Genomic DNA, 18,544 nt, shown 5'->3' on the forward strand with positions numbered 1-18,544 from the left:
AGATTACTTAATTAAGTTTTTTAATAAAAAACTAGCATTTGTAAGTTCAAATTTATCAAGTAACTCCTTAAGTTGGGATAAAACTTGATATTGGTGATGTGCAGTCAATATATCAAATACGCTTTGTATTTGGCTATCATCCATTTTGCCTAGTGTTAAGTTTGTACTTATTTCTGATATTAATGTTTTATCATCTATAGATGTGATATTCACAGGTGATTTTGTAGGTTGTTCAGTCGTTGGTAACAAAGGAATAACTTCTCTTAAAGTTTCTTCTGTAATTTCTAAAAAGCTTTTTAATAAAGTATTGAGCTGATGTATATCCAATGGATTTTTATGTTGTTCAATTTTTAATATACATTTATAAAGTTTTGACAAACAAAGGTTTCCTGAAGCACCTTTAGCTTTATGCATAATATTGAAAAATAAATCAGTGTTTTGTGTAGTCAGTTCAAAAGTGCTTAATTCTTGTTGGATAGCTATTAAAAAATTATAAATTATTTTAATTAAGTGATCTTTATCGTTCCAAAGGCTTATGGCTCTAGTCCAATCAATTAGTAATAAAGAAGTTTCTATTGAAATATGATGATCATTAGTAAAATATTCATTTAAGGAACCATTAAAATATACAGTAGCAATAGCGTTTTTTATATCATGTGCATCAAATGGTTTTTTTACAAAACCATTCATTCCTACTGCACGAGCATTTTGTCGCTCACGTGCTAATACATTGGCTGTGAATGCTAGAATAGGAGTTGGTTTTAAATTCTGCGTGTGTTCATATTCACGTATTATTCTAGTTGTTTCAATACCATCCAGATCAGGCATTTGTATATCCATAAATACTAAGTCAAAATGGTTTGTTTTAAAGGCCTCTATGGCATCAAAACCATTAGTTTTAGATATTACCGTATGGCCTTCTTTTTTTAGAATTATTTCTAGAAGCTCTAGATTATAAGAAATATCGTCAACAGCCAATATAGTTAATGAAGGCAATTCTTGTTGAATTTCTTTATCCTTTGGAGCTGTATAAATTCCTTCTTGTAAGGGTAGGATTATATGAAAAGTTGTTCCAACATTAAGTTTGCTTTCTACAGTAATTTCACCTTGCATAAGTTCTGTTAACTGTTTGGCAATAGTCGTTCCTAAGCCAGTACCACCAAAGTGGCGAGACATTGATGCATCTTCTTGAGTGAAAGGCATAAATATTTTTTCTAAATTACTTGGACTAATACCAATACCTGTGTCCTTAATCGCTATATGAACTTTATTTTGATCCATAAAAGCATTAATACTGACTTCTCCTTGTTTGGTAAATTTAATTGCATTAGCGACAATATTAGTAATGATTTGACGTATTCTTAAAGGATCACCTTTGAAAAAGGTTTTCAAAGTGGGAGAGTAATTTAAGGTAAGTTTTAGATTTTTTGTTTGAGCAGATAGTCGAAAAAGGGTTACACAATCTTCTAATAGGGCTTTTAAAGAAAAGTCAATATTTTCTAGCTCCATTGCTGAACGATCTAGCTTCATTACATCGAGTACATTATTGATTAAGGAAAATAGAGAATTCGCAGCGCTCGTTACCGACTCCATATAATGTTTTTGAATAGAATTTAGAGGCGTTTCAGCTAATAAATGAGTAAAACCAAATACTGCATTCAGAGGTGTTCTTATTTCATGACTTATATTAGCTAAAAACTCCAAAGTATTTGCTGCGTTTTTTTCAGCCATATCTCTAGAATTACGTATTTGATCTTCAATTAAATGACGATCAGTAATATCAAAAATAACTCCATCTATCCATTGTTGATCTCCATTAGATACGTATACGCAACTTTCCCAAACCCAAATGTCCCGACCATCGAGGTGTGTTATTTGATATTCTATAGTATAGGGTTTTTTAGTCTCTATGACTTTTAATAAAGTTTCATCTAGTAGAGGCATAAACTCAGGTTTAATAACTTCAAGATAAGATCTTTTACCAGATGTTATATCTTCCATCTTTAAACCTGTGAGTTTTGTAATACCCTCACTAATAAATACTGCTTTTCTTTCTAAATTGGCAGTGATTCGAAATGCAATACCAGGGATATTAGTAACCAGCGAGCGAAATTGCTGTTCACTTTCACGTAAAGCATTTTCCATGATTTTACGTTGGGTCATGTCTATAACAATGCTCACGTAAATTGAGTGATCAGATAGTTTTGCTTCGCCTAATGTCAATCGAATAGGAAAGCTTGTTCCATCTTTTTTTACAGCGATTAGTTCTCGTCCAGAACCAATTATTTTAGCGGTTTTTGTTTTCTGATAATGTTGTAAATATTGATCATGGTTTTGTTGATCATGATTATTCATTAGAATATTAACATTGCGACCTATAACTTCCTCTGCGCTCCAGCCAAAAATACGCTCTGCAGATTTGTTAAAGCTCTGTATTAATCCATTTTCATTAATTGTAATAATTCCATCAACAGCTGTATTTACAATAGCTTCTAATCTTGATTGGTCTTCTCGGGCTCTTTTAAGAATATTACGATAATAAAGAAGCACTGTGATAAAGAGAATAATAGAAACAATAGAAAATAAAGTATAAAAGATAGAGTGATACACTAATGGTTTTCCTCAATACAGATGTAAAAAGGCTTCTATTAAGAAGCCTTTTCAGTTTTACTTGGTTTCCTTGAGTTTTTCAATTATCTTTTCGTGCCATATCTGAGGGCCAGTGTTATGAACAGATACCCCAGAACTATCTACTGCAACAGTAACTGGCATATCTTCTACATCAAACTCATAGATCGCTTCCATTCCTAATTCAGGGAAAGCAAGTACATTAGCTTTTTTAATAGCTTGTGCTACTAAATAAGCTGCACCGCCTACGGCCATTAAATATACAGCTTTGTTATCTTTAATTGCATCAATAGCAGCTGGACCACGCTCTGATTTACCAATCATACCTAATAAACCAGTTTGCTCAAGAATTTGACGAGTAAACTTATCCATCCGTGTTGCTGTGGTAGGGCCAGCAGGACCAACTACTTCATCACGTACAGGATCAACAGGGCCAACGTAGTAGATAAAACGACCTTTTAAATCAACAGGTAATTGCTCACCATTATTTAACATATCCACCATACGTTTATGGGCAGCATCACGGCCAGTTAACATCTTACCACTTAATAAAATAGTTTCGCCTGATTTCCACTGTAAAACATCTTCAGGTTTTAATGTATCTAAATTGACGCGTCTTGCTGCGCCTGAGTCTCCCCAAGCTACTTCTGGATAGGCAGATAGAGATGGCGCTTTTAATTCAGCTGCACCAGTACCATCTAATACAAAGTGAGCGTGTCGTGTAGCGGCGCAGTTAGGTATCATGCATACAGGTAAAGAAGCCGCATGGGTAGGGTAGTCCATGATTTTTACATCAAGTACTGTTGTCAAACCGCCTAAACCTTGAGCACCAATACCTAGCTCATTGACTTTTTCGAATAACTCTAATCGTAATTGTTCAACACGATTTTGAGCGCCTCGCGCTTTTAATTCATGGATATCAATATGATCCATTAATACTTGTTTAGCCATTACTGCTGCTTTCTCAGCTGTACCACCAATACCAATGCCTAACATGCCAGGCGGACACCAGCCAGCCCCCATAGTAGGTACAGTTTTTAACACCCAGTCTACAATAGAGTCTGAAGGGTTTAACATGGCCATTTTACTTTTATTTTCTGAACCACCGCCTTTCGCGGCTACATCCACTTCAACCTTATCACCAGCCACTATGGAGTAATGAATAACTGCTGGGGTATTATCTTTGGTGTTTTTACGAGCACCTGCTGGGTCAGCTAGAATAGAGGCACGCAAAACATTATCTGGGCAAGTATAAGCACGACGTACGCCTTCATTGATCATCTCATCAACGCTCATGGTAGCACCATCCCATTGCACATCCATACCAACTTTAACAAATACAGTGACAATACCTGTATCTTGACAGATTGGTCGGTGGCCAGTAGCACACATTCTTGAGTTTACTAAGATTTGAGCAATAGCATCTTTAGCCGCGGGAGATTCTTCACGGTCATAAGCTTCTTTCATTGCTTCAATAAAATCAAGCGGATGATAATAAGAAATATATTGTAGCGCATCGGCTACACTTTGAATAAGATCATCTTGTTTAATCACAGTCATGGTTGTTTCTCTATTATTATGAGGTGGAAACTATAAAAAACGTAAAGAAAATTATACCTTATCTTTAGTCTTAAGAGGGGAAGAAATCTAATAACTAGTCTATTAAATAAATTAATTAGCTAATAAAGTTATTGAGAGCGGTGTAAGTAGCAATTAATAACAAATAAAACTCTGGTTGGAACAAAAGGAATAGCTATATGAACATCATTAAAATTATATCTCCTAAAACTTACAGGAGAGAAAAATGGCAGGATATAAAGCAAGTATCGATTTTGAAAAACTTATTTTTGTTGGTTATAGTTCTAATGGTTATGATTTAGATGGTATAAAATATCGTATCTCACAAGTAGTGGATAATGCAGGTCGTGCAAACAAAGATCATAAACAAATGGGTAAACCACTCTATGAGGTAGCATTTGAGCTGTTAAACTTACAAGTATTGGGGGGTAATGAATTTAGGGATTTATTGAACAGCTTGCCAGATCTTACCCAAAGTGATGGAGACCATGTTTATGAAGGTATCAGCTATACCATAAAAATTGATATATATAAGTTTAGAGATTTTAACCAATCATATCGTGAAATTGCTGATATTGTTTTACGCAAAGGTGGTAAGATTGAGGTTTATGCCTATAAACGTACTACAAGTAGCGAAGCTGGTGATTTCTTAGATGTAGATTTTCCAGTTGATTATTCATCAATGTCATAAATTATTTAGTATTAAGGTTTAGGGAATATTTTTCCTAAACCTTAATAGATAAGCCATCTGATAATGATTGACGATAAGCGCGCCAAGCAGGAATAAGTCCCATTAGTATGGCGGCTAGTAAAATACAAGCCAATAATCCCCATTCATAGGCACTAGGTAAATTAAAACTAATATACAAACCATAGTTTGTCTGTATCCAATGTTGACTGGCTAAAATACCAACATATAACAGAGCTAACCCCAGAACTATACCAATAAAAGCCAGAATAAAAGATTCCGTTATAAGCAAACTAGCAATATGCCAAGGTTTAGCGCCTACTGATCGTAAAATAGCCATTTCTCGACGACGTTCATTAAGGCTAGTTAAAATAGCGGTTAACATACCAATTAATCCCGTTAGTACTACAAAAAGCGATACAATTAATAACGCCTGTTCAGCCGTGCTCATTAAACCCCATAACTCTTGTAAAGCAACACCAGGTAAAATAGCTATTAATGGTTCAGCTTTATAGTTACTAATTTGCCGTTGTAAAGCGAAAGTGGCTACCTTATTTTTTACCCCTAGCAAAAAAGCGGTAATTTGTTTAGGCTGTAAATCTAATTCTTGAACTTGCTCAGCTGAAACTTTTTGATTGCTAAGAGCTGGCATACCATTATGCCAATTAATATGAATCGCTTCTATGCCTTGTAGACTTATATGTACTGTTCTATCAACTGGCGTTCCTGTTTGTTTAAGAATACCTACTATTCTAAAGGGCTTATCATTATGTTTTACTAAACTAATCGTACTCACCCCATGAGCCAATACAATATTCTCATCCAGCTTGTAATTTAATGTTTTAGCTACTTCAGCGCCTAATACCACATCAAATATACCTTCAAAAGCTCTGCCTTCAACAAATTGAAGTGATTGTTTATTACCAAATTGATAGTGTTTAAAGTAGTTTAAGTCAGTGCCTAACACACGATATCCTCGGTGAGAGTCACCCAGTGAAAGGGGAATTGTCCATGCTACACGAGGATCATGGCTAATAGCTTGATAGCTAGACCAATGAATATTATTAGTTGCATTACCAATTCTAAATACAGAATATAGCAACAAGTTTACTGAACCTGAGCGAGCCCCCACAATTAAATCGGTACCTGCTATAGTACTAGCAAAACTCATTTTAGCCTCTGTTCTTATACGTTCTACCGCTAATAATAAACAAACAGATAAAGCAATTGCCATAATAGTAAGAAGTGCTGTAAACAATCGATTACGCAAGCTAGCAAAAGCAAGGCGGAATAAATACATATTAAACAGTATCCTTACTTTGACTGGTTTGGTTAATATCATAGAGAGAAAGACAACGGTCAAATAAGGGTGTTAACGTTTGATCGTGACTTACAAATAACAAACTACTACCTGTTTTATTACATTCACTAAACAACAGCTTAATAAAGCTTTCTCTAGTCTCAGTGTCTAGGGCAGAGGTGGGTTCATCAGCAATAATTAATTCAGGTGATCCAATTAAAGCCCTTGCAGCGGCTACCCTTTGTTGTTGTCCTATTGATAACTGATCGGCACGTTGTAAGAAAAGTGTTTTATCCAAACCTAAATCAGTTAATAAAGACTTAGCCGCTTGTTGAATACTACCAAATCTTTCATTGGCATATTGAGTTCTACGTTTAGAAAAATAACAGGGGAGTAGTACATTCTCTTCAACAGATAAAAAAGGTAATAGATTAAACTGCTGAAAAATATAACCAATATGCTCAACACGGAATTGATCTCTAGCTCCAGAAGAAAGCAGGGATAAGTCTTGACCTAATAATTGAATGACTCCTTTATTCGGTTTCAAAACACCACTTAATAAACCTAATAAAGTAGTTTTGCCACTGCCAGAAGGTCCTTTTAAAAACATTTTTTCATTATAACCTAATGTAAAATCAGCAATATCTAATAAATTAGCCTGTTTTGGCCAAGCAAATTGTAAATTTTTAAGTTCAATTACATTAGCCATTATTTAAGTTTAAACACAGGTTTTGCAGGGGTTAATTCAATTCCTTTTTGTCCATTATCACCAATATATTGAATGGTTATCTTATTTGTATTGGGAAAATGTTTAAAGAAATAACTTAAATCTAATTGGTTTAGTGCTGAAATATTATTGCAAGTAAAACTATAATTTGCATCTATATCTAAATGTGCATGCTGTTGGTCAATATTATTGGTGGTTTGAATATTAAAAATAGGGCTAGTAATTTCTTTATCCATAAGGCTACATTTTGCAGCAGCAGGAATAGCAAAAAGTGTCGATGGGTTATTAAGTAGTAGCTGTACTTGGGAAGCTAATATTTTCTCATGTTCTGTTGTAGGAATATGTTCAAATCCTACTAAATTAATAGCAGCAGTATCTAATCCTATTTCTAATCTATTATCACTAATAGCTATATTTAACTGTACTCGACCATGTTCATGGGCAGTTAAAATACCTTCATATTTTTCATCAGAAGATTTAGTAGCCATAGCAGTTGATATTACTAAGGAATAGCAAACACAACCTAATAATAAAATATAGCGCATATTATTGCCTAGAATAGATAAGAATTGTTATGTTATATTATAACTATATATACACATAAATATAAAATAATATTATAAGAAAAAGCTATTAATAAATAATTTATTATTCCAAATAAAAGGAACAATATACAAATTTCTTATTGATCTTAAATAAATTAAATAATAAAGTTCGCATCCTGAACGCTCATGCTGGCAACGATCCATCCGGCTCAAGTACTGACGACGAGAGATAGCAGTTTTAATACTATATATTTCGGCGACATGCCTTGGGAAGTAGGCGATCCAAAGTGGGGATACTGATTAGGCGTTCATTCAGTAAAAAATGCTTAATAATAAATTTGGAGTAACCCACAATGACCATGACTACTATTAAAGTAGAAGACTACTATGCGCCAGAGACTTTTAAACGCATTAAAGAATGTGCTGAACAACATGACACCCCGTTTGTTGTGATTGATACCAAGACTATTGCAACTGCTTATGATCAGCTAGTGAATAACTTTCCTTTTGCTAAAATCTACTATGCAGTAAAAGCTAACCCAGCCGTAGAAATTACTCGTTTACTCAATGATAAAGGCTCACATTTTGATATTGCCTCTATCTATGAACTAGATAAAGTACTAGCACAAGGTGTATCACCTGAAAAAGTAAGCTATGGCAATACCATTAAAAAGAGCAAAGATATTCGTTATTTCTATGAAAAAGGGGTGCGTTTATTTGCTACCGATTCAGAATCAGATCTACGTAATATTGCCAAAGCAGCACCAGGTTCAAAAATTTATGTACGTATTCTTACGGAAGGTTCTAGCTCTGCCGACTGGCCACTTTCCCGTAAATTTGGTTGCCAAAGTGATATGGCAATGGACTTACTAATTTTAGCTAAACAACTAGGATTAATACCTTATGGCATATCTTTCCACGTTGGTTCGCAACAACGTGAAATTGACGTATGGGATGGCGCTATTGCTAAAGTAAAAGTAATCTTTGAGCGCCTTAAGCAAGAAGATGGCATTGAATTAAAAATGATTAATATGGGTGGTGGCTTTCCTGCCAACTACTTACAAAAAACCAATGAACTAGAAATCTATGCCAAAGAAATCTTACGTTTTTTACAAGAAGATTTTGGTGAAGAATTACCAGAAATTATCCTAGAACCAGGGCGTTCGCTAGTAGCCAATGCAGGGGTATTAGTCAGTGAAGTAGTAATGGTTTCACGCAAATCAAGAACCGCTGTAGAACGTTGGGTATTTACCGATGTAGGTAAATTCTCAGGCCTAATCGAAACCATGGATGAAGCCATTAAATACCCAGTCTATACCGAAAAGAAAGGCGAGCTAGAGGAAGTAATTATCGCAGGCCCCACCTGTGATAGCGCCGATATTATGTACGAAAACTACAAATACGGCCTACCTTTAAATCTTTCAGCAGGTGACAGACTCTACTGGCTATCAACAGGTGCTTATACCACTAGCTATAGCGCCATCGAGTTTAATGGTTTTCCACCGCTTAAGAGTTATTTTGTTTAGTAGTTTATTCTTAATAAGACCTTAGTAAGTAAGGTCTTATTGAATAGATTTTTAGTAAATAAACTCTTCCCATTCTATCAATTTTGAACTATTAGTGCGACCATGAAGTTCTTTTTTTACATCAGTTATCTTTTTGTTCTTTTTATATTTTCCTAAAATTATTTCTTCTGTAAGGGCAGGTTTAGTAATACCTGTTATAATGTTCTCGAAAAAACTTCCCTCATCATCAACAACACCAAAAGAATCGAATACAAATTCAGTGGTATAATTATTTATATCTATAAGCGATACAACAACACTAATCATAGTACTATTTAAGACATCTTTTTCTTGAGTAAATGGAAACCAAATTCTTATAAAGCGAAAGTTGTCATTTTCCAAATAAGTTTCATTTTTGATATTTTGATTAGGTATAGTTGTGGGTAAAGTAGATATTTCTCTTCCATTGTAGATTTCAATTTCTTCTCTAAGTAAAGGATCTTTATTATTGTCAAGTGACACAAAATCAAAGTATAAACTTGCTTTAATAGTATTGCTTTGTAGTGCAAGGGGAGGTAAGTAAATTCCCAGCCAAAAACCCTTATATAAAAATTGATTATCTGAAGATTTACGAATTTTTCTCATTAATACAGTTGGACGGCATACTATTTTATATAATGTTTGTAATTCCTTCATTTTATTTCCATATTTATTAGGGAGATCTTTATTCTTTTTTAATTCTTCTTTTTTATTAATATTATTATGATCATTTCCCCATACACAATATTTTAGCCAGAGCTGTAAATCTGAACGATGATATATAGTAGATATATATATAGCTGTAATACTAATAATAGCAGCAGTTATTCCTATGATAGCTCCAGTAGGACCTAAAGGAAGTGTTACTCTAAGTATAGTTAGTATTTCTAAAATACCTAAAACTACTTCGAATGATGCTGCTGTTGCAGCAACAGCAAGCCATACTTGCTCTGTTGTATCTGTAGCATTTTGAGCATCTTCTATAGAGGATATGGCATTAAAAACTGAGCCTATGCCACCAGAAATAGGGCCTAGTTTTGATATGAAATTTCTTTTATTAATATTTTGAGTTATGCCTGCTAATTTCCCAGATAGATTAAATAATGATACATTTTTTAGTTCAAAAAATGCTATATAGCAATAAGCAGAAGAGCTCACAGTATTTATAATATCTGTCGTTACTTTAAAATCTTTAATTTCCTTGTTATTGAGATCGTTTATTAGATTCCAGATATTTAATGCAAAACCAATAGCACATAGTGCACCATTTGCCATTATTCCAATATCATTAATTGTATGGGAAGTACTCGATGATGTTGAGATAATATCTTTAGATCGCTGCTCTACATATATTGAAATATTTATTTCTCCCTTTATATAGATTAACCTGTCTGGCTTTCTATCTATTTTGATCTTTGATATTTGCTTTTCTAAATCTTCTATGGTTTTTTTCCATGAAGTTACTTGCAAAGTTGAATAACGGCGGCTTTTTATGTTTTGTTCAAGGGATTTGATAGTATTTTTTAAGTTTGTTTTTTTAGCCCAACTTATCATATCTTTTTTATAATTGGGGTTTTCTTTAATGTACCCTGAATTTTTTTCTATAGAAACCATAATAAAGATATAGCTTAACTGTTGTGTTTGGTTTATAAATTTAGAAGTACTAGTTACTGAAATAGCAGTAGCTATGCTTATAAAAGCATCTTTAATTTTTTGATTCTTATACATTTTTAGAAATGCTAATTTAGCGAAATCAGACATGTCTTTGTAAGATTTACTTTTAAGAAAATCTGAAATTAAAAGTGATATTTTTTGGATGTTTAATCCAGTCTCTAAAAAATTAGTTACTGCTTTCTTCACTTCTTGGTTATAACCAAATAAAGTTAATCCTATAAATTGTGGATTACTATGCTCTTTATTGAGATATTTTTGTCCATTTTCAGTTCTTATTAAGTATTTATAAGTATTTAAAGAAATATCTGAGAGTAACTCTAGTTGCTTATCATCTGTCACATCCAAGCCAAGATTGATAATATAGTCAAACTCTTTCCCTAGACTTGTTTCTTTTAATTGTATATTTAAATTATTAGCTTCTTTTTTTCGTAGTTTAATATATTTTCTTCTTGTTTTCCCTGATCTGCGAGTTCCCGTGATAACAACACTTGTACCATTTGCTAAAATATTAAGCCAATTTATTAAATCGTTTTCTCTGTTATATCTTGGTTTTTGTATTTTTTCCCCCATATCTATTAAAAATTGTAATACTTTATTAAAATCAAGGTCTCGTCGATTTTTGTCTGCTGATTCTTCCCATTCTTTTTCTATAGTATTCCATTCTGTTTTATAAAATATATGATTATAAATAGTAGGCCATTCTTCCTTTATTTTTGAAGTATCTGTTTTTTTGTCTAAAATATTAACAATATGTTGAATATATGAGTAATACTCATAAAAAGGAACGTCTTTAGGAATATAAGGTATAAAAGAAGAGCAAACAATATTTACGCATTGTTTTGCTATAGTTATTCTATAGTCATTATTTTCTAAATAGTCACACTCATTGTCTGAGTATGAGGATAAATTTATTATGAGATCTTCAATTATTGCCAGAGGATCTTCAATGGCTACAAGATAACTAGATGTTGTAGATGGTATTTTTGAAAGTATGTCGTCTTCAGAGATTACTTCTTTATAAATTGTACTTCCATATGGAACAGTTGGGGTATTGGTATCTTTAAAATCAAAGGAGCTTAATTTGGTATTACTCTCATTTTGTTTAAGAGTTGGTTTGTCTGTTCCAATTATATCCGCAACATACTGGTTAATCTTATCTAATGGTTGAATATAAGTAAGTTTGTGATTATATGGTATAGGAACACTTGATTCATCGAATATAAATTCGAAATACTTATTAATGTCAGTCATTATGTCATTTGATGAATAGTTTGCTGTTAAGCTAGTTTGGGAGAAATACTCTTTGAAGTTTATAATTGTTTTAAATGAACTACCATATACTTTATTTAATAATAAATAGTTACGGATTTTATACGTCCATTTTACAGGCGAATAAGATATATGCAATATGCTTGAACTACTATACAGTAAATAAGGATATTGCCCATTTGGCTGATCATTTTGATCACCTTTCCAACGTTTGATGAATTTAAATTCATATCCTTTAATTTCATATTCATCAAATAATTGGCAAGTTTCATCCCATACATAGAGGTAACCATCTCTTAGTTGACGAAGAGTATAGCTCCGACTGGTTATTGTATAACTTATATCATTTTCTTCTATTACCGATTTTTTAAACCTATCATCTACATTATAATTTTGATCATACCTTAGTTTATTTGGGCCATGAGGTTCATTATCATTTGGATTTGCTTGGTCTATTGCATACCGTACTGGAAAAATTGCAATTTTTTCTGTATTAGGACAAGTTCCTATGTCATTATAAGCAGTTTGAGAAAATGTGGTTTTCAAAGAATGACTCTGATTATTGGCGTTCATTATTATATTCCTTTTCCTGTATTCTTATATTAAAGCTATATGATCATAAAAATGCTGGATAGTAACTTCTGTAGGTAACCCTTTTTCTTTAGGATTTTGTATAAACCATTCCTTATAAGGATTATCTTCATTACGAGTAGCGAAGTCATAACCGTAATCAGCAGATAATTCAAACCACATAGCAAAGCTACGCTCACTAATTAAGTTAAAAGCCTCTGCTTCTTCATAGCAGTAATCCATCCAATAACTAATTTGATCTTCTGTTTTATTTTCAAAAGCGTGAGCTTTATGTTTTTTTAGCCAATCATATAAGCGGTTTTTAAAACGAAAATCATTGGCTCTGCTAAGTGCTTCCGTTTGTGGAGGGAGCAAATAATTAATGGGTGTTGTTAGCTTTATAGAATTTTCTGCTTTGGTAAATGTTTGCCATTGTGGTGTTTTATTGCTCTGCCAATGGGGAATTGGTTTTACCACTTGCCATTGTGTAATTGGTCCCATAATTTCAGCATGAACCTGTTCTCCATAACTATTAAGCCAGTGCCAAGTAATTAAGGGATCAGCAAAACGAAATAGTGCATGACTACCTGCCTCATCATCTACTACAATAAACTTTTGTAAATGTTCAGCAATAGTATTTATATCTTGTTTGCTTTCTATAATAGAAGCAGTAATTGCCCAGTCATATTGATCTATTTCGCTACGTAAGTTTGACTGATCAAGATTACCTACTAAGATAGGGCCTATATCATAATTATCATAATAAGATGTGCCTATATACAGTGGCATTATTTTTAGCCCTTGGTAATTTGCATAGAGTTCTTTAATAGCTGTTTCCCTTAAAGCTCCATCAATTAAGAAATATTGATTCATTATCATAAATAATATCCTTATTAGGGATTCATATTGTCAGGCATCATAAGTACTAGTGGTTCACAATTATTATCTGTACAACCAAAATATAGAACGGTATTGGTGTTTTGCCATTTTCCTGTAGCACCTGCATCAATAGTAAATTGCCAAGTTTGATCTTCTAACTGTAATTCTCCAGTGATACTACAGGGAAGCTGATAAAAAAGATTATAAGGTGATTCCTTGTAGTGTTTGCTAAGCATAAAAAATTCTCTTACTTGCTCAGCAGTTAAGTTCCATTCTTGGCATGCCTGATACATAGCTTCATCAGAAGGTTGAGGGTGCTTTTTATAAGTAATAGTTACAGGATTTACTTGAGTAACTTCTATCTCATACTTGGAATACTCTGCCTGACAATTGGTTATTATTACTAGCCCCATTATAGAGACCAGCACCTTCACCTTCTGTTTTATAAGAAATTTTGTCATGTTCATAGATATCTTCATCCGTTAAATTAGTATATTGTTGCTGTAATATTTGAACGATCTTGGCAATTGATGTAAGTTGTGGAGATGTTGCTGCGTCCCATGTTTTTGTTGCTGAATGGTACATAGCAACGACTTCTATGCCTACTGAGTCCTCATTATAAGGATAGCGTATAGGATATTGTTTAGTTATTTCGTAGTCATGTAATAGCTTAACTCGATCAGAATATTTCAATAATTTTTTTGTTACAGGATTTGTAGCAAAAAGCTTACTTTCTATAATTTTCTTTTCTTCAGCTGTATAAGTTTTATTTTCATAGGCTTTTGATTTTATCTTACCAACATGATAAGTATGCTTATTTAAACTAGCTAATTGGTAAATAGTTCCATCTTTATCAACTATAAAATGTGCGCCTATACCAGAAGACTTTGCAGAATTGAGTGGACTAGATAGGTTAGATGATTCTGTTCTGTGCAAAACAATCGCATTTGGACCTGTTAAATTTCCTTTTTCAAGTTGAGTTATAGTATTTTTTACAAAATTTGCATTTTGTATATAACCATTGTTATCAATATAAATATCTTCTGTTGTAGCATTTGTTGTGTTGCTGTTTTCATCTGGATTGTAACTAGCAAGTATCATACTAGGAGTAGCGTTATTAGCCATACTTTGAGCCGCCATTTGTTCACAAATTTCACAACGGGGTTTTAGTTGTAACAGGGCATGGCGTTGTGCAAAAGGTGCTAGTGTAGGAGCTACACCTTTTTCAATATTAAGTGGTAATAATGGATTAGCAGCGGTACCTGTCATAGGTGAACCACCCGTAACAGGAGGTACAGAGGTAAAGATACCAGCAGGATTTAATACTATATGTTGGCCACCTGCTTTTAACGTTAGCGATAAGCCTCCATCAATTACTAAGTTCATGCCTGCTTTGATATGTATCTCTTGGCCTGCTTCTATAGTTGAAATAGTGCCAATAGTTGTATGTTGGCTTTGTGCAACAGTCAGGTGGTCATTAGTTAGAATTTGTGTTTTACGGTCTAGCTGTGTGAGGTGGTGTTCTTCAGCTTCATTTTTGGTATAGCGGTTTTTAACAATAGTTTCACTGTGTTCATTATTAACTTGTAGATGACTATTGTTATTAACCTGTAAGGTATGGTTATTTTTAGTGAGTTGTTCGAAGTCTTTTTGCGCTTGGATAAAGATTTGTTCACTACCTGCTTTATCTTCTATTCTAAGCTCATTAGAACCAACACCACCTTTAGAGGAGCTGGTTTTAAAAACACTTTTGGTTTTATGGGCTGGTAATTCATAAGGAACTTTGTTAACACCGTTATGTAAGCAGCCTGTAATAATAGGTTGATCAGGATCACCTTCTAAATAATCGATCATTACTTCCATACCTACACGGGGTATGGTTACTGCTCCATAACCATCATGTGCCCAGCTAGAAGTAACGCGAATCCAGCAGCTTGAATGTTCATCGTAATTACCTTGACGATCCCAATGAAACTGTACTTTAACCCGACCATATTCATCACAATAAATTTCTTCACCTGCAGGGCCTGTTACAACAGCGGTTTGGTTACCAAGTACTTTAGGTTTAGGATGAAAACGTGCAGGGCGCCATATTACTTCTCTAGGAGTAGCTACAAATGTATTACGATAACCTTGATTAAAGTTAGTAGATGTAAATTGTAGTTGATTGCTATCTAATTCAGGTGAGTTAATAATGGCTTCAATTTTAGAGGGCACAGCACTAGCTGCTGAACTTTCTCCACCAAAAGCTTCTAATACTTGAGGTTGCTTGCCTTGGTGGCGAATAGTATTAAGTAGCCAAGGATCTTCTGCATCGGTACTAGGATGTTTATCAATAGTTAGGTAATAACCACTATGTAGGCACGTAACATCACTTTGTCCTTCAGCAATTAGATGATTAGTTCTTAAGCGTTCAATTTCGATATTGGCTAATTGTTCGCCTCGTTTATTAACTACAAAGTGACCAGGGTAATCATAATGCTCTAATGCAGGTTCAATCGCTTCATTAGCTTTTTTACTTTGCTTGCCTTCTGCACTACCAGCAGGAATTTTAGCACGCTTAAAGTTGTAATCACGCCATGAGGCATTTTTGGTATGACTGGCTAAACTTACATCAAATTGTTTAATAACTTGTTTATCTGCCACAAAACCTGTATTAGAAACATAGCTAATGGCATCAGCTAGAGAAGGGAAGATAGGTTGAGAATCACCAAATACCATTAAGTGCTTGCTAGAAGTATGTTCAAAATGAAAATGAATTCCTTCCTCTTCGCAGAGACGATGGATAAAGTGAGCGGTTGATTCATCATATTGCACACAATATTCACGCTCAGGATAAGGCGTAGGGCCTAGCCTAAATTCATGATGACTACCTTCTAATATGCCAAATTCAGCTAAAACTTGACTAATAATCTGCGGTACGGTTTTATTTTGGAAGATACGTTGATCAACATTTCTTTCTAACTGTTTAAAACGTGGTACTAATATAATTTGAAAGGTGGCATAGTGGTTACTAATGGAGCCACGTTTAACGGAATCAATAATACCATGTACGCCATTTTGACCATTTGGGTTGAATGCTAAAAAGGCAGGCTTATTGAGTAGTTGAGTAATATCATAGCGAATATGGTCATTAACTAAATTTATTTCAAACGCATAAGAATAGTTTAATGATTCAATACCCTCAAAGCTTAATACTTGTAAGCGAGTATTCTCAAGCCCTTCAATAGTGATAGAGAAATGTGTTGTATTAGCAGGGTCAAACATAATCCATAGTCCTTGTAATAACCACTTATTGTTATTAGATTTTTACTTTTTTTAGGCAATAAAATATCCTTTTCATTATTTATAATAACAATGAAATTTAAGTAAAAATTTATTCAAAGTTTTAGTACAAAGAAATCTTAAAAAACATCTTGAATATTTTTTAAAAAATCTTAGAAGAGAAAAACAATTGACAAAAACCTAATTGCTGACGCATCCCTTTATAAGCATCTCAATTTTTATTAAGATTACTGTTTATCAGCAATTAGTATGCCAATCAAATTAAAACGTAGATTTTTCAAGTAGTTATTATCAATAAACACAAGAAAATGTGATAAACCTCAAAGTCTGTACTAAAAATAAGGCGTTTTAAAAATGACAATTAAATCGTTTGTATGACAAAAAACGTCACTAAATAACATATTTTTCAATTCTTACATGTAATTTATACTTTCATTATTTGTAATACACTATATTGTTACATTTTGGTCCCTTTACTGTAGCATTTATACTATCCTAATTATTGTTAAGGTCTTATTTACAAGCGGTTTTATCAATATGAATAGTAAGAAATGGAGGTTCATTTGTTTGTCTATAAAATAGAAATTGATAAGTGATATCTTCGTTAAGCATTACTTGGGTATCTTCAAGCTTGCAAAACTCAGCAATATTTCTATTATATTCTTGTTCGATCATTTGTTTAGTAATGCTTGTTTTGGTGATTTGAATATGATTTTTAAATATGCGTTGTTTAAGGTCATAGTCAATATCAAATACTTGGTAGCCTTCTGCTATATCATAGGGCAGAGTATTATTTTTATCTGCAATTAGTTGTAAAAAACTATCATCCCATTGATCAGCCATGCTATATAGAGGGAACAATATAATAACGAGTAACGTAATTAGTTTATTTTTCATAGGAAATCTTCTAAATAGTTATTTCTGACAAATAAAAGTATGGAGTTTTTCGGTAAAAATATCACATGTTGGCCATTGAGTATGAGTTAGCTTGTTAATACGAGTCATGCCAACTTCCTGAAATAGTTGTTGGTATTCTAGATCACTATAGGCCTTCATGGAGCTAGCATATTCTATGGTTTGGTTATTTATAGCATCAATTATATAGTAGCGAGTAGTAGCTGTTGTTTGTTGTTCGTTCCAGAAATGTTCTTCTAAACAAATATGGGGAGAATCTAAAAATAATCCTGTCTTATACGATTGCCAAGTAGCTGCTTGTTGGCCATAAGTTAATATAGCATTAAAAGTATGTGCTTCAATTAGTAGATAACCCTTTGGCGTAAGGTATTGAGTAATATTGTTAAGTAAAAGTTTTATATCAGATTCTTTAAAGACATTAAACTCACCAAATGTCATCATAATAAGATCATATTGTTCTGTAGGCTGATAGTGGCGAATATCAGCTAATATATAATTTATCTTAAGATTATCTTGTATAGCTTGTTGCTTGCCATGTTCAATTGAAGCAGGTGAGAAATCAACCCCAGTACATTGGTAACCCATTTCAGCTAAACGGTGAGTATAAAAACCTGGACCGCAACCGAGATCAAGTATTTTAGATTGCTTATTTGGTAATTGTTGACTAATCCAAGCAATATGTTGGTCTATGATTTCGAAGCGACGACTCGCCCAATCATGTTCTTGTGAAAGATGATTGGCTAGCATCCGTTGACTAAATGCTGGTTCATTCCACGGTATTTTTTCGCCTGATTGCCAAGGAGTAGGAGGAATTTCTCTATTAATAATAGTCGTTATATTCATGAGTATATTGCGCTTAGGGTCGTTGATAGAGGAATAAGGTTACTGATATTGTACTAAAGTTGTATAATAAACGCTGTTTATAGGTAATGGTAAGTTATT

Annotated in this window: 13 protein-coding genes; 2 read left to right on the plus strand and 11 right to left on the minus strand. The window is 33.3% G+C overall.

Annotated features, from left to right (window positions below):
• Positions 1-3: 3 nt before the first annotated feature.
• Entirely contained in the window at positions 4-2,610 is a 2,607-nt protein-coding gene (locus tag JHT90_RS04090; protein ID WP_201094481.1) for a PAS domain S-box protein, read from the minus strand.
• Between the two features lie 57 nt (positions 2,611-2,667).
• Positions 2,668-4,188 carry a fumarate hydratase gene (locus JHT90_RS04095; RefSeq protein ID WP_201094488.1) on the minus strand — a complete coding sequence of 507 codons (1,521 nt, stop codon included), beginning with the start codon at positions 4,186-4,188 and terminating at the stop codon, positions 2,668-2,670.
• A 244-nt stretch (positions 4,189-4,432) separates the two neighbouring features.
• On the opposite strand from JHT90_RS04095, the gene JHT90_RS04100 reads away from it, so the two are divergent.
• Positions 4,433-4,897, plus strand: a complete 465-nt coding sequence (locus JHT90_RS04100; RefSeq protein ID WP_201094490.1) for a hypothetical protein — start codon at positions 4,433-4,435, stop codon at positions 4,895-4,897.
• Positions 4,898-4,931: 34 nt separating this feature from the next.
• On the opposite strand, the gene JHT90_RS04105 is transcribed toward JHT90_RS04100, so the two are convergent.
• From JHT90_RS04105 to JHT90_RS04115, 3 genes are read right to left on the minus strand one after another with little or no spacing between them, the layout of a single operon-like run.
• Positions 4,932-6,194, minus strand: a complete 1,263-nt coding sequence (locus tag JHT90_RS04105) for an ABC transporter permease (protein ID WP_201094492.1) — start codon at positions 6,192-6,194, stop codon at positions 4,932-4,934.
• 1 nt (position 6,195) lies between these two features.
• The gene (locus JHT90_RS04110; RefSeq protein ID WP_379971851.1) at positions 6,196-6,903 is read right to left on the minus strand and encodes an ABC transporter ATP-binding protein; all 708 of its coding nucleotides are present in this window, start codon (positions 6,901-6,903) and stop codon (positions 6,196-6,198) included.
• Entirely contained in the window at positions 6,903-7,466 is a 564-nt protein-coding gene (locus JHT90_RS04115) for a DUF2796 domain-containing protein (RefSeq protein WP_201094494.1), read from the minus strand. Before JHT90_RS04115 ends, JHT90_RS04110 begins: the two co-directional genes overlap by 1 nt.
• Before the next feature lie 359 nt (positions 7,467-7,825).
• Here JHT90_RS04115 and JHT90_RS04120 point away from each other — a divergent pair, with 359 nt between their 5' ends.
• Positions 7,826-8,992 carry a type III PLP-dependent enzyme gene (locus JHT90_RS04120; protein WP_201095759.1) on the plus strand — a complete coding sequence of 389 codons (1,167 nt, stop codon included), beginning with the start codon at positions 7,826-7,828 and terminating at the stop codon, positions 8,990-8,992.
• Positions 8,993-9,043: 51 nt separating this feature from the next.
• On the opposite strand, the gene JHT90_RS04125 is transcribed toward JHT90_RS04120, so the two are convergent.
• The 6 genes from JHT90_RS04125 to JHT90_RS04150 all read right to left on the minus strand — a co-directional run bounded on the left by JHT90_RS04125 (position 9,044) and on the right by JHT90_RS04150 (position 18,445).
• The gene (locus tag JHT90_RS04125; protein WP_201094495.1) at positions 9,044-12,526 is read right to left on the minus strand and encodes a toxin VasX; all 3,483 of its coding nucleotides are present in this window, start codon (positions 12,524-12,526) and stop codon (positions 9,044-9,046) included.
• Positions 12,527-12,550: 24 nt separating this feature from the next.
• Positions 12,551-13,402: a DUF4123 domain-containing protein gene (locus tag JHT90_RS04130; protein ID WP_201094497.1), complete on the minus strand. Its 852-nt coding sequence runs from the start codon at positions 13,400-13,402 to the stop codon at positions 12,551-12,553.
• Positions 13,403-13,416: 14 nt separating this feature from the next.
• Positions 13,417-13,815, minus strand: a complete 399-nt coding sequence (locus JHT90_RS04135; protein WP_201094499.1) for a hypothetical protein — start codon at positions 13,813-13,815, stop codon at positions 13,417-13,419.
• The gene (gene tssI, locus JHT90_RS04140; protein ID WP_201094504.1) at positions 13,766-16,669 is read right to left on the minus strand and encodes a type VI secretion system tip protein TssI/VgrG; all 2,904 of its coding nucleotides are present in this window, start codon (positions 16,667-16,669) and stop codon (positions 13,766-13,768) included. The genes JHT90_RS04135 and tssI overlap by 50 nt, the downstream gene beginning before the upstream one ends.
• A gap of 531 nt (positions 16,670-17,200) precedes the next feature.
• The gene (locus JHT90_RS04145; RefSeq protein ID WP_201094505.1) at positions 17,201-17,584 is read right to left on the minus strand and encodes a hypothetical protein; all 384 of its coding nucleotides are present in this window, start codon (positions 17,582-17,584) and stop codon (positions 17,201-17,203) included.
• An 18-nt stretch (positions 17,585-17,602) separates the two neighbouring features.
• The gene (locus tag JHT90_RS04150) at positions 17,603-18,445 is read right to left on the minus strand and encodes a class I SAM-dependent methyltransferase (protein ID WP_201094512.1); all 843 of its coding nucleotides are present in this window, start codon (positions 18,443-18,445) and stop codon (positions 17,603-17,605) included.
• Positions 18,446-18,544 lie beyond the last annotated feature (99 nt).

Source organism: Entomomonas asaccharolytica, assembly GCF_016653615.1.
Taxonomy (GTDB): Bacteria; Pseudomonadota; Gammaproteobacteria; order Pseudomonadales; family Pseudomonadaceae; genus Entomomonas; species Entomomonas asaccharolytica.